The following is a 13,612-nucleotide window of genomic DNA, read 5'->3' on the forward strand; positions in this document are numbered from 1 at the left end:
AGTTCCGTGGTGGCTTACTCGCCTCTCTGGGACTCGAGCGTGCTTGGCTGCCTGCCTCCCCTGCGCGAAGGTCGATGTCCGCCGTGCCAATGTCACCGCCCGTTCGGAGTGCCACCTCCAAATGGTGCGCGCGAGGCTAACCAGCGCGCAGCTGACGCTAACCAGCGCGCAGCTGACGCTCGACGAGCCGCTGGTACAGGCCGCCACGCGCCACGAGCTCGCGATGGGGGCCAGACTCCACAATCAAGCCACCCTCGATCACCACCACGCGATCGGCGCTCGCGACCGTCGAGAGCCGGTGGGCGATGATCACGGTGGTGCGGCCGGTCATGAGACGCGCGAGCGCGTCCTTCACGAGCGCCTCGGATTCCGCATCGAGGGCGCTCGTCGCCTCGTCCAGGAGGAGGATGCGCGGGTCCTTGAGGACGGCGCGAGCGATGGCGAGCCGCTGGCGCTGGCCGCCGGAGAGCTGCTGACCGCGCTCGCCCACCCGCGTCGCGTAGCCCTCCGGGAACCCGCGCACGAAGGCGTCCGCGTGGGCTGCGCGGCAGGCTGCCACGACCTCCTCGTGCGTCGCGTCCGGCCGGCCGTAGCGCACGTTCTCCTCCACCGAGGCCGAGAAGAGCGTGGGCTCCTGCGGGACGACGCCGAACTGCGCCCGCAGCCAGGTGGGGTCGAGGGAGCGTAGGTCATGGCCGTCGAGCGTGAGCCGCCCGGCGAGCGGGTCGTAGAGCCGGCCGAGGAGCGCCGCGACGGTGGACTTGCCTGAGCCGGAGGGGCCGACGAGCGCGACCACCTCGCCCGGAGCGATGTGGAGGTCGATCCCGCCCAGCACCTCGACGTCGGGGCGGCTCGGGTAGGAGAAGCGCACGCCCTCGAGCGCGATCCGCCCGTCGCAGCGCGCCGGCTGGAGGCCGCCGGCGACGGGCATCTCCGGCACGCGATCCATGAGCGCGAACACCCGCTCCGCCGCGCCGATGCCCTTCATCGCCTCGGCCCACAGGTCGGCGAGGCCGCCGAGGCTCATGGCGATGAGGAGCGTGTAGACGAGGAACGCGGTGAGGGCACCAGGCGTGAGGTCACCGCGCGCGACGAGCTGGCCGCCGTAGCCGAGCACCGCGGCGATGGCGAGGTAGACGCCCGCCGAGGCCCCGCCCATGAAGAGCGAGCCCGCCCGCGCCCGGCGTCGTGCGGCGTCGTAGGAGGAGGCGATGGCGGCGTCGTAGCGGCCGCGCTCGGCGGGCTCGGCGTTGAAGGCCCGCACCGTGCGCATCGCGGAGAGCGACTCCTCCGCGACGTGGGAGGCGTCGGCGAGCGCGTCCTGGTAGCGGCGCGCGAGCGCACGGACCTTGCGACCGTAGAACACCGAACCGACCGCGATGGGCGGCACGACGAGCAGCATCACCACGGTGAGTCGCGGGGAGGTGACGAAGAGGAGCCCGATGCCGCCGAGCGCGGTGATGGCGTGGCGGAAGACCATCGACACGTTCGCCGCGACGAGGCTCTGGATGGTGGCGGAGTCGGTGCCCAGGCGCGAGATGAGCTCGCCGGTGCGGGAGGCGTCGAAGAAGCCGATCTCCTGATCGAGGAGGCTCCTGTAGAGCCGCTCGCGCACGCGCCGCACGCCACGCTCGCCCGCGAGCGAGAAGAGGAGGTGCCGCCCCGCTATCGCGAGACCCTGGACGACGGCGATGACCGCGAGCACGCCCGCCGCCCGGGTGACCGCGCGCGGATCCTTCCCCGCGATGGCGCCGTCCACGATGAGCCGGATGCCCTGCGGGTACACGAGCGAGAGCGCCGCACCAGCGACCAGCAGGACGGTGCCGAGCGAGAGCGCCGGCAGCTCCTCGCGCAGGAGGCCGCCCAGGCGGCGGAGGACGGAGGTGGGCGGGCGGGCGGGCATCGGGCGGGAGTCATAACGCGGGAAAACTCCGCTCGCCCTCACCAGCCCCGCTCGCGGTTCGGCAAGCTCGCCGCGAGTGTTACGCGAATTCCGAACGCGAGCCGAAGCTGGTAGGCCTCTCGACTCGCGAACCGTCAGCGAGTGGCGATGACCTTGAGCGGCGGGTCCCACGCGAGCGGCGGAAGGGACTCCCCCGGCTGCAGCCGATTGTTTGCCGGTCGGGGATCGCTCGGCAGCGGGGTGTCGCACGGCAGCGTTGGGCGGAACTCCGGCACGATCTCCGCGAACTTGCGGCGAATGTCGTCGGGCGCGGCGTCGGAGAGCGCCCCGAGCTCACTAACGTGCCGCAACAGCGGCTCCCACGCGTGCGGGCGGAAGCGGCCGACGAAGATCTTGGGGTGCCGCGTCTTGGCGGCGTTCTCGGAGTGCACCGACAGCTCCTCGAACAGCTTCTCGCCGGGGCGCACGCCGGTGTACTCGATCTCGATGTCCACCCCAGGCTCGTAGCCGCAGAGGGAGATGAGATCGCGGGCGAGATCCGAGATCTTCACGGGCTCGCCCATGTCGAGGATGAAGATCTCGCCGCCTGCCCCCATGGACCCGGCCTGGAGCACGAGCTGGCTCGCCTCCGGGATGGTCATGAAGTAGCGCTGCATCTCCGGGTGCGTGACGGTCACCGGGCCGCCGGCCGCGATCTGCTCCTTGAAGATCGGGATGACGCTCCCGGTGGAGCCGAGCACGTTCCCGAACCGGACGGTCACGAACCGCGTCCGCGATCGCTGCGAGAGTCCCTGGACGTAGATCTCGGCCACGCGCTTCGAGACGCCCATCACGGAGGTCGGGTTCACCGCCTTGTCCGTGGAGATCATGACGAAGCGATCGACCCCGTACTGATCCGAGAGGTCGGCGAGCGTCTTCGTCCCGAAGACGTTGTTCTTCACGGCCTCGCCTGGGTTCCACTCCATCATCGGCACGTGCTTGTGCGCGGCCGCGTGCAGCACCACGTCCGGCCGGTGCTCCGCGAACACCTTGTGCATCCGGACCTCGTCGCCGACGTCCGCGATGCACGCCACGAGCGAGAGGTCGGGAAAGCGCTCCTGGAGCTCCCGGTGGATCTGGAAGAGGTTGTTCTCGCCGTGCTCGACCAGCACGAGGCGCTCGGGCCCGAACCGACAGACCTGGCGGCAAAGCTCCGATCCGATGGAACCTCCCGCGCCCGAGACCATCACCACCCGGCCCGCCATGACCTCGGAGATGGCAGCCATGTCGAGCTGGACGGGATCGCGGCCGAGGAGGTCCTCGATGGCGACCTCGCGGAGCTGGCTCACCGTGACGCGGCCGTCGATGAGATCACCGATCCCCGGGATCGTCCGGAAACGGACGCCGGCGGCCTTGCAGGCCGCGACCATGCGCCGCATTTGCGCGCCGGTCGCCGAGGGCACCGCGATGAGCACCTCGTCCACCGCAAAGTCGGCGGCGACCGTGGGGAGATCCTCGATCGTGCCGACCACGCGCACGCCGTGGATCTGCGCCCCCCGCTTGTGCGGGCTGTCGTCGAGGACACCCACCGCGTCCCAGCGCTCCTGACGCGCGTGGATCTCGCGGAGCAACGTCTCGCCGGCATCGCCGGCGCCGATGACGAGAACGCGCTGCCGCCGCTCCTGGCCTGCGGTGTGGAGACGCCGTCTCAGCGCCCGCGTCGCGAACCGCAGACCTCCGACGAGCGTGATCGCGGTCAACCACTCGATCGCCGGGACCGAACGGGGGAACCCCTCGAACCCGGCGAACAGGAAGACCGAGAAGAGCAGGGTCCCGACCGTCGTCGCCTGTACGAGTGCGACGAGATCCGGCGCGCCCGTGTATCGCCACAGGCCACGGAAGAGCCCGAGCGCGTGGAAGCTCGCGACGCGGGCGGCGAGAAGCACTGGGAGCCAGACCGCGAGGTCGATGGCCTGATCCGCGGGGATCCTGAAGTCGAACCGAAGGTTTAGCGCGATGAGGAGCGCCGACGTCCACAACGCCATGTGGGCGCCGATGACGGCCACACGACGTGCAGCGACCCTAAGTGCGACCCCCCGGTCAGTCACGGCGGAATGTGTACCAGAAGAAGCTCGGTCACGCATAGTGGCAGCCGCGTCGCCCGAGCACAGGACGCGGCCGCAGCCTCGCCGTCAGGCCGCCTCGAACCGGTGCCTTCCCCCGGAGCGCCGGTGCTTGCTGGCGATGTCGGTGACCGCCTCCACGACGCGTGCGACGTCGCCGTCCGTCATCTTGGAGTATATGGGCAGCGAGACGCTTCGGCGGTAGACGTCGAGCGCCACGGGGAGCTGCTCGGGCGCGTAACCGTAAGTGTCTCGATAGTACGGATGGACGTGGAGCGGGATGAAGTGTACCGAGGCGCCAATCCCGCGCTCCTTGAGCTCCACGATGAAGCGATCCCGGTCGATTCCGAGCGCTCCTGGGCGAAGCTTCAGGACGTACAAATGGTGCGTGTGGTCACGATCCGTCGACCACGACATCAGCTCGAAGGCCCGATGGTCGATGAAGGCGCGGTCGTAGGTCACCGCGATCTCGCGGCGCCGCTCGAGCATCTCGTCGGCCCGCTCCAGCTGGCCCAGGCCGATCGCCGACGCGATGTCGGTCAGGTTGTACTTGTAGCCCGGCGCGATGATCTCGTAGTACCAGCTGCCCTCGGCCGAGTACCGCTTCCACGCGTCCCGCGAGATCCCGTGGAGCGACATGAACCGCATCCGGTCCGCCCACTCCGCGTTGGCGGTCACCGCCGCGCCGCCTTCACCCGTCGTGATCGTCTTCGTCGCATAGAACGAGAAGCAGGAGATGTCGGCGAGAGTCCCGACCTTTCGCCCGCGATAGCGACCCGGGAAGCAGTGGGCGGCGTCGTCGATCACGAAGATGCCGCGCGGCCTCGCCAGCGCGACGATTTCGTCCATGTCCGCGGGCACGCCCGCGAAGTGCACGGGCATGATCGCCCGCGTGCGCGGCGTGATCGCCCGCTCGATGGCGGCGGGGTCCACGTTGTGGTCGGACCCGCGCACGTCCACGAGCACGGGGGTCGCGCCGAGGTACCTGACCACTTCGGCGGTGGCCGCGAACGTCAAGGTGGGGACGATCACCTCGTCGCCGGCCTTCACGCCGACCGCCTCGAGGGCGAGGTGAAGCGCAGCCGTACAGGAGTTCACCATCACGGCGTGCGGCGCGCCCGTCGCGGCGCCGAACCGGCGCTCGAATTCCTTCGTCTTCGGGCCGGTCGTGATCCAGCCGGAGCGGAGGGTCTCGACGACGGACTCGACCTCCGCCTCCGAGATGTCGGGTAACGCGAACGGCAGGAAGTTGGCGGCGCGCATCGCTCCCTGTTTACCACGGATGGTGCGGTCTCATGAATGGCCCTCGGACGTGGAAGGTACGAGAAGTTGGAGTGCCCCGCTGGACCTGTGTCGCCACTGCGCGTGCGCACGCGACTCCGCCTCGCCGCCTGGCGCTTACGCGCTTTCCTCGTCAGCGGCGCGACCCGCAGCATCTCGGTGATCGGACGACCGTCCCACCGCTCCCATTCCGACTCCGTTGCGGCGCCAGCGCGGGGCTTTTCCGTCCGCCGGTTTACGCGTAGAGTCCCACCTCCTCCGGTATGGACATGCAGAAACTCTTCGACGGCATCCAGAATCGCTCCGCGCGGATCGGCATCATCGGGCAGGGCTACGTGGGGTTGCCCCTCGGCCTCGTCTTCTGCAGCGCCGGCTTTCACGTCACGGGCTTCGACATCGACGCGAAGAAGGTCGCCACGCTCTCCAGGGGCGAGTCCTACATTCGCCACATCGGCCCGGAACGCGTCGCCGCGGCCGTCGAGAGCGGGCGGTACGTGGCGACCGACGACTTCGATCGGCTCGCCGAATGCGACGCGGTCTTGATCTGCGTCCCCACTCCGCTCGGCAAGCACCGGGAGCCCGACAACTCCTTCATCCACTCGACCGCTCGGGAGATCGCGAAGCGGCTGCGGCCTGGACAGCTCGTCGTCCTCGAGTCCACCACGTACCCGGGAACCACCGACGAGGAGGTGAAGCCCATCCTCGAGTCGAGCGGGCTCGAGTGCCCGAAGGACTTCTTGCTCGCGTTCTCCCCTGAGCGCGAAGACCCCGGCAACGAGCGGTTCTCGACGCGCTCCATCCCGAAGGTGGTCGGGGGCGTCAACGCCCCTTCGACGGAGGCGGCGGTCCAGCTCTACCGCGCCGCGCTCGACACCGTGGTCCCCGTCTCGAGCTCCCGCGTCGCAGAGTCGGGGAAGCTCCTCGAGAACATCTTCCGCTCGGTCAACATCGCGCTCGTGAACGAGCTAAAGGTCATCTTCGACCGGATGGACATCGACGTCTGGGAGGTCATCGAGGCCGCGAAGACCAAGCCGTTCGGGTTCATGCCGTTCTATCCCGGCCCCGGGCTCGGCGGGCACTGCATCCCGCTCGACCCCTTCTACCTCTCCTGGAAGGCTGCCGAGTTCGGCTCCTGGGCGCGGTTCATCGAGCTCGCGGGTGAGGTGAACACCCGCATGCCGGGCTATGTCGTCGAGAAGACCGTCCGCGCGCTGAACGACGACGGGAAGGCGCTGCGCGGCTCGCGCGTCCTCGTGCTCGGTCTGTCCTACAAGGCGAACATCGACGACGATCGGGAGTCCCCGTCGTACGAGCTCATCGAGCTCTTCCAGCACGGGGGGGCGCAGGTGGACTACTGCGATCCCTACTTTCCGGTCTCGCACCCGACACGGAAGCACGACCTCGCGATGCGCTCGGTGCCGTGCACGCCGAAGACGCTCGCGACCTACGACGTCGTCGTTCTCTCGACGGCGCACGACGAGTTCAAGCGCCCCGAGATCTACGAAAACGTGCCGCTCGTCGTCGACACGCGCAACGTCGTCGCCTCGCTGCGAGGCGGCGGTGGGCCGCGGAGGCTCGTGAAGGCATGAACTGACGGCGGCGCACCCGCGGGGTGCGCGCCACGCGGCGGGTGACGGCCGATCGGGTGTACGTCCGTCGCGAAGGGGCGGTGGCGCAGGGCCCTCCACCGCGCCAGGGGGCATCATGAAGAACTTTGCGATGACGGGCGTCGGCGGGTACATCGCGCCGCGCCACCTGCAGGCGATCAAGGATACTGGCAACCGCCTCGTGGCGGCACTGGACCCGCACGACGCAGTCGGCATCCTCGACCGCTACTTCGACGACGTCGCGTACTTCCGGGAGTTCGAGCGGTTCGATCGTCACGTCGAGAAGCTGCGGCGCCGCGGCGACGACGAGCGCATCCACTACGTCTCGATCTGCACGCCGAACTACCTGCACGACGCGCACATGCGCTTCGCCCTGCGCGTCGGAGCCGACGCGATCTGCGAGAAGCCGCTCGTGCTGAACCCGTGGAACCTCGACGCGCTGCAAGAGCTGGAGGCAGAGACGGGGCGGCGGGTGTTCAACATCCTGCAGCTGCGGCTGCACCCGACCATCGTGGCGCTGAAGGAGCGCATCGCCGCGGAGCCACCCGGCAAGATCCACGACATCGACCTCACGTACATCACCTCGCGCGGGCGCTGGTACGGCGTGTCCTGGAAAGGCGACGTCGAGAAGTCCGGCGGGATCGCGACCAACATCGGGATCCACTTCTTCGACATGCTCTCCTGGATCTTCGGGAGCGTGCAGGAGATGCAGGTCCACGTGTCCGAGGCCACGCGCGCGGCAGGCATGCTGCGCCTGGAGCGCGCGGTAGTGCGCTGGTTCCTCTCGCTCGCGAAAAGCGACGTGCCCCAGGCCGCGCGCGACCAGGGGAAGACCACCTTCCGCTCGCTGACGGTGGACGGTCAGGAGATCGAGTTCTCGGACGGGTTCACCGAGCTCCACACGGCCGTGTACCGGGAGATCCTGGCGGGGCGCGGCTTCGGACTCGAGGCCGCCCGTCCATCTGTGACCCTCGCGCACGACATCCGCGTCGCCCCAGCCGTGCGGACCTCTCCCCAGCTGATGCATCCGTTCGTCACCCGAGCGTCTTGAGGAGCCCATGGACTATTTCGTTCACGAGTCTTCGTACGTCGATGATGGAGCTCAGGTCGGCAAGGGCACGAAGCTCTGGCACTTCTGCCACGTGCTCTCGGGCGCGGTGATCGGCGAACGCTGCAGCTTCGGTCAGAACTGCTCGATCGCCGGCGGCACGACCATCGGCAACAACGTCAAGGTCCAGAACAACGTCTCCATCTACGAGGGCACCGTCATCGAGGACGACGTCTTCCTCGGCCCGTCCTGCGTGCTCACGAACGTGACGAACCCGCGCTCCCAGGTGGTGCGCCGCGCGCTCTACGAGAAGACGCTCCTTCGCCGCGGCGCCTCCATCGGCGCGAACGCCACCGTCGTCTGCGGGGTCACGATCGGCCGTTACGCCTTCGTCGCGGCCGGCGCGGTGGTCGCGAAGGACGTGCCCGACTACGCGCTCGTGGTCGGGGTGCCCGGCCGCTTTGCGGGGTGGATGAGCCGGCACGGGCATCGGCTTCCCAAACCTGACGGCGAGGGCATCATGCGCTGCCCGGAGAGCGGGCTCCGCTACAGGGAGGTCGAGCCAGGCGTGGTGCGCTGCCTGGATGTCGACGAGGAAGCACCGCTCCCGCCCGAGCTGGCGGTGGGCAAGGTGGCGTACGACACCTTCAAGAAGTGAGAGCGCGCGTGGCTGAGCATTCCAGGATCCCCGTTCTCGACCTCGCACCGGAGCTGGACGAGGTCGGCCCTGCGCTCGAGGCGGCGTTCCGTCGCGTCATGGCCTCGGGCCACTTCATCCTCGGGCCCGAGGTCGATGCGTTCGAGCGCGAGGTCGCCGAGTACCTGGGCGTTCGGTACGCGATCGGCGTGAACTCGGGGACCGACGCGCTCGTCATCGCGCTCCGGGCCCTCGGCATCGGGCCAGGCGACGAGGTCGTGACTTCACCGTTCACGTTCTTCGCCACGCCAGAGTCCGTCAGCGTGGTCGGGGCGACGCCGGTCTTCGTCGACGTCGATCCCGAGACCTTCAACCTCCGGCCCGAGCTCGTCGCGCGCGCGATCACGCCCCGCACGAAGGCCATTCTTCCCGTCCACCTCTTCGGCCATGCCGCGGATCTCGAGGCGCTGCAGTCGCTCGCCCGTGCGAAGGGACTCCGAATCGTGGAGGACGTCGCGCAGGCTTTCGGTGGGTCGCTGAACGGTCGGAAGCTCGGGACCTTCGGCGATGCAGGGGCGTACTCGTTCTTCCCCTCGAAGAACCTCGGCTGCCTGGGCGACGGCGGGCTCGTCGCGACGAACGACGCGGCAGTCGCGGACGCCGCCCGCATGCTGCGCGCGCACGGATCCCGGAAGAAGTACGAGAACGAGCAGATCGGCTACAACTCGCGGCTCGATGCGCTCCAGGCGGCGTTCCTCCGGGCGAAGCTGCCACACGTCGAGGCGTGGAATGCGGGTCGGCGTGAGGCGGCGACCCGGTATCGCGAGCTGCTCGCCGGAGTGCCTGGCATCGTGCTCCCCTCGGAACGTCCCGGCGTGCACCACGTCTATCACCAGTTCACGATCCGCGTGCTCGACGGGCGCCGCGGTGCGCTCAAGCAGGCGCTCGCCGATGCCGGCGTAGACACGATGGTGTACTACCCGAAGGCGGCGCATCGACTGCCGGTCTACGAGGGGTTCGGAGAGTTCCCGCAAGCCGATGCGGCGAGCGGCGAGGTGTTGTCGTTGCCGATGTGGCCGCGGATACCTGTCGCCGTTCAGGAACGGGTCGCGAGAGCGGTGACGGCGTTTTTCGCCCGCGATCCCGCGCGCGCGTAGTCGGTGAGGTGCCGTGAGCTTCCGCAGGGCCGTCGCGTCGAACCTCGTCGTCCAGGCGATCGGACCGGCGAGCGCCTTCTTCACCGTGTTCGTCATCGCCCGGCTCGGCGGTCCTGCTGACCAGGGTCAGTTCGCCCAGCTCAAGGCTGTCGTGGACCTCACCGTGGCCCTCGGCTGCTTCGGGTTCCCGCAGAGCTTCATCTACGTCATCAACAGGCTCGGCGCGTCAGCGGCGGTCCTGGCACGATGGAGCCTGCTCTACTCGCTCGGGTTCCTTCCCGTCGCGCTGGGCGGAGTGCTGGTGGCGCGTCGTCTCGGCTATCTCGGCTCGGGAGCGGAACGCCTCGACGCCGTCCTCCTGCTGACGCTCACGGCCGCTCTCCTCGTCCTCCACGGCCTGTGGCGCGGTGTGTACCTCACGCACGATCCAGGCATCCCGTTCGCCGTGTTCACGATTGTACCCGCGGTCGCGCTACTCGCATGCGTGCTCCTTGCGATGTTCGCGGGATCGAATGCATTCGAGCGGTCGCTTCTGGGTTCGAGCGTCGTCACGATCATCGTCACGGCCCTGATGATGCGACCGGTGACCCGCGATCGGAATGGGCACTATGGCGACCTGCCGTGGTCATCGTTGCTATCGAACGGAGTGCACGCGTTCCTGCAGGCGACCCTCATCGCCATCCATCCCCTGGTCAGCTACGGGCTCGTCCGGCTGGAAGGGGGCGGTAACACCGAGGTCGGCTTTCTGAACGTCGGAGTGTTTCTGGTACAGGGGCTCAGCGTACCGATCAGCATGGTAGCTCCACTCCTGTTCGCCCGGTGGACCTCCGTGCACGATGATGCGCTCATGCGAAGACTGCACGCCCGCACCCTGGCGCTCCTCGGGATCGGCGCCGCAGTGGGCGTAACGCTGGCACTCGCAGCCATACCGATCGTCCCGCTCATATTCGGCGCTGAGTACGCGACCGCCGTTCTTCCCGTTCAGATGATGCTGCTCACGTTGCCGCTCCTGTGCCATGTCCGGGTGATCGCGCCAGCGCTCCACGCGCGAGGCCGCCCGGGGGTCAACACGGCCGCAGCCGCGATACGAGTGGTTGCACTCGTCCTCGGAGGGCTATTGCTCTCTCGCACGACCGGCGATGTCCTCGTCGCCGTGGCGGCCGCCTGGTCCATCGCCGAGATCGCATCCGCGGCGGTGATCCTGTTCGGGCTGAAGCTTGCTGTTCAGCCGCTGGCACTTACCGTTAACGTACCGTGATATCCTCCGCGCTCACGCCGGTGCTTGGTCATCCTTCCGCCCCGTGCTTCGAGCTGTACTCCCTGCTGGCGACAAACGTCCGACGAGCTCGGTCGGGTCCCTGTAGAACCTGGACAGGACGATGAACCTTCTCCTCATCAATCACTATGCGGGCTCGCCGATTCTCGGGATGGAGTACCGCCCGTACTACATGGCGAGAGCCTGGCAGAAGCTCGGACACCGCACGCGCATCGTCGCGAGCTCGTTCTCGCATCTGCGCTCTCGACAGCCGGATGCGGCGGACGGCGTCACGATGGAAAGCATCGAAGGCGTCGAGTACTGCTGGTTACCCGGGAGGCCCTACCAGGGGAACGGGCTCGGCCGCGTGGCGAACATGATGGGCTTCGTTTCGCAGCTCTTCTTGCGTTCGGCGCGGATCACCGAAGGGTTCGTGCCGGACGTGGTCATCGCCTCGTCCACCTATCCCCTCGACGCGCTCCCTGCATACGCACTCGCGCGGCGCCACGGAGCACGTCTCGTGGAGGAGATTCACGATCTGTGGCCTCTTTCGCCGATGGAGCTCGGCAACATGCCGGCGTGGCATCCCTTCATTGCGACCATGCAGCTCGCGGAGAACTTCGCTTACAAGCGCGCGGACAAGGTCGTCTCGATGCTCCCGAACGCGGAACAGCACATGCGCGAGCACGGGCTCGCCCCTGGCAAGTTCGTGTATGTACCCAACGGCGTCGACGTCTCGGAGTGGGAGGCTGGCCCGCAGCCGCTTCCGGCCGCGGCAGACGAAGCGATCTCGCGGGCGCGGGAACGGTTCCCTTTTCTCCTCGCGTATGCAGGTGCGCACGGGCTCGCAAACGCCCTCGGCGCGCTGGTCGAAGCGGCCGCGCTACTGAGAAACGAGCCGCTCGGATTCGTACTTGTCGGACAGGGACCGGAGAAGGCCGGGCTGCAGCGGGCGGTGGCGGACCTGGATCTGCAGAATGTCTTCTTCCTGGACCCGGTACCAAAGTACTCCATCCCTTCGCTCCTCTCGAGGATGGACGGCCTATACATCGGTTGGCGCCGCAATCCGCTCTATCGCTTCGGCATCAGTCCGAACAAGCTGATGGACTACATGATGTCCGGACGGCCGGTCATCCACGCGGTAGAGGCTGCGAACGACCTCGTCGCGGAGGCCGGATGCGGTCTCTCCGTCGAGCCCGAGGATCCGAGCGCGATCGCGGCCGCCGTACGGCAGCTCGCCAGCGAGAGCCCCGCCACGCGCGCAGAGATGGGTCGGCGTGGGCGCGACTACGTTTTGGCGCACCACACGTACGACGTACTTTCGCGACGTTTCCTCAACGCCGTCGCCGCCTCCTGATGGGCAGCGCCGCCGCGCGTCTCTCACCGCTCCGGGCGCGCTGGGTCCATCGACTGGACCAGCCGCTCGACACACGCATCGATGTCCCAACGTTCGCGCACGCGTTCGCGACACGCGATCGCCGCTTGGCCATAGAATCGCGAGTCCCGGATCAGCCGCTCGAGTAAGGACGCGAGCGCCGGCCCGTTCTTGTCCGGGACCGTCAGTCCGAGCCGGTCGGGCAAGAGCTCCGGGATGGAGCCAGTCTTGGTCGAAACGACCGGGATGCCGAACCCCATCGCTTCCATGAGAGAGACCGGCACGCCCTCGTGCTCGCCTCCACCCAAGTCGACGCTTGGCAGCACGACCGCGTGGACTCGGCGCTCCGAGTACATCCTGAGAACGGCGGAATGGGCGATCTGACCGAGAAACGCCACGCGCTCACCCAGGGCTAAGCGCGCGACCTCCTGCTCCAGCTCGCTACGCAGAGGACCTTCCCCTGCAAGCAACAGCCGGATATCGAGCCCCGCTCGCACCAAGCGAGCGACGGCGTCGAGGAGAAACCGGTGCCCCTTCACCGGCAGAAGAAGGGCCGGGCACAGCAGCCTGAACTCGCCGTTTCCGGGCCAGGTGGGGCTCTCCGCGCTCTCCGGCAGCTCCGATCCCAGGGGGGAGACCATCGTGCGCCGTGCATCCACTCCCCGCGCGACGGCATCGGCACGGCCCCTCTCGGAGATGAAGCGCGTGAAGATCGCCGATCCTACTTTCTTACGAAGAAGATTGTTCTCGTATATGTCCCAGCGATGGCACGTCAACGACCAGGGAATGCCCGCCACCTCCGCAGCGATCATGCCCGCCGTAGCGGTCGTGCCGCCCCAGTGGACGTGCAGGTGATCGCACGCGCTACGCTCGAGCTCGTTTGCAAGCCACAGGCCCTTGGGCAGTACCGCGAGGTTCCTGGCCACGAGTCGCACGGGCCCACGCATGATACGCCAGGTCAGCCTTGAAGCGCGGAGAGGATGCCGGAGCAGGGCCCAGGCGCTCGCCGCGAGCATGCGCACGCTGAGGAGCGGAGCGCTGATGATGCTGACACGATCCGGCGCATTCCAATCCGATCGGCGGTCTCCGCGGGGGTAGAGCGGCCATATGCGTACCTGGATCCCGCGCGATGCGAGGCCGCGGATCTCGGGGATCAGAAACGTCTCACCGATCCCAAACGGAAAGGAGGCCGTGACGTAGCCGAGCGTCATCGGCCTGGAGAGGGGGCGCGCCGTCGAGACCACGGA

Annotated in this window: 10 protein-coding genes; 6 read left to right on the forward strand and 4 right to left on the reverse strand. The window is 68.2% G+C overall.

The features are described from left to right. Positions 1-157 precede the first annotated feature (157 nt). The 3 genes from MNZ39_RS05220 to MNZ39_RS05230 form a co-directional block, all read right to left on the reverse strand. Positions 158-1,903 carry an ABC transporter ATP-binding protein gene (locus MNZ39_RS05220; RefSeq protein WP_242335569.1) on the reverse strand — a complete coding sequence of 582 codons (1,746 nt, stop codon included), beginning with the start codon at positions 1,901-1,903 and terminating at the stop codon, positions 158-160. A gap of 134 nt (positions 1,904-2,037) precedes the next feature. Then, the gene (locus tag MNZ39_RS05225) at positions 2,038-3,927 is read right to left on the reverse strand and encodes a nucleoside-diphosphate sugar epimerase/dehydratase (RefSeq protein WP_242335572.1); all 1,890 of its coding nucleotides are present in this window, start codon (positions 3,925-3,927) and stop codon (positions 2,038-2,040) included. Between the two features lie 147 nt (positions 3,928-4,074). Then, positions 4,075-5,268 (reverse strand): DegT/DnrJ/EryC1/StrS aminotransferase family protein, encoded by a 1,194-nt coding sequence (locus MNZ39_RS05230; protein WP_242335575.1) that lies wholly within the window; start codon positions 5,266-5,268, stop codon positions 4,075-4,077. A 287-nt stretch (positions 5,269-5,555) separates the two neighbouring features. On the opposite strand from MNZ39_RS05230, the gene MNZ39_RS05235 reads away from it, so the two are divergent. From MNZ39_RS05235 to MNZ39_RS05260, 6 genes are all read left to right on the forward strand, one after another. Beyond that, positions 5,556-6,875, forward strand: a complete 1,320-nt coding sequence (locus tag MNZ39_RS05235; protein ID WP_242335578.1) for a nucleotide sugar dehydrogenase — start codon at positions 5,556-5,558, stop codon at positions 6,873-6,875. A gap of 115 nt (positions 6,876-6,990) precedes the next feature. Continuing rightward, positions 6,991-7,944, forward strand: coding sequence for a Gfo/Idh/MocA family oxidoreductase (locus MNZ39_RS05240; protein ID WP_242335581.1), 954 nt, complete (start codon positions 6,991-6,993; stop codon positions 7,942-7,944). Between the two features lie 7 nt (positions 7,945-7,951). Further along, positions 7,952-8,599, forward strand: a complete 648-nt coding sequence (locus MNZ39_RS05245; protein ID WP_242335584.1) for an acyltransferase — start codon at positions 7,952-7,954, stop codon at positions 8,597-8,599. 8 nt (positions 8,600-8,607) lie between these two features. Then, positions 8,608-9,735: a DegT/DnrJ/EryC1/StrS aminotransferase family protein gene (locus tag MNZ39_RS05250; RefSeq protein WP_242335587.1), complete on the forward strand. Its 1,128-nt coding sequence runs from the start codon at positions 8,608-8,610 to the stop codon at positions 9,733-9,735. 13 nt (positions 9,736-9,748) lie between these two features. Then, the gene (locus MNZ39_RS05255) at positions 9,749-10,993 is read left to right on the forward strand and encodes a lipopolysaccharide biosynthesis protein (protein WP_242335590.1); all 1,245 of its coding nucleotides are present in this window, start codon (positions 9,749-9,751) and stop codon (positions 10,991-10,993) included. A gap of 121 nt (positions 10,994-11,114) precedes the next feature. Beyond that, positions 11,115-12,347, forward strand: coding sequence for a glycosyltransferase family 4 protein (locus MNZ39_RS05260; protein WP_242335593.1), 1,233 nt, complete (start codon positions 11,115-11,117; stop codon positions 12,345-12,347). Positions 12,348-12,370: 23 nt separating this feature from the next. On the opposite strand, the gene MNZ39_RS05265 is transcribed toward MNZ39_RS05260, so the two are convergent. Next, positions 12,371-13,576: a glycosyltransferase gene (locus MNZ39_RS05265; protein WP_242335597.1), complete on the reverse strand. Its 1,206-nt coding sequence runs from the start codon at positions 13,574-13,576 to the stop codon at positions 12,371-12,373. Positions 13,577-13,612: the final 36 nt, after the last annotated feature.

It is taken from the genome of Anaeromyxobacter sp. SG66, from assembly GCF_022690805.1.
Taxonomy (GTDB): Bacteria; Myxococcota; Myxococcia; order Myxococcales; family Anaeromyxobacteraceae; genus Anaeromyxobacter; species Anaeromyxobacter soli.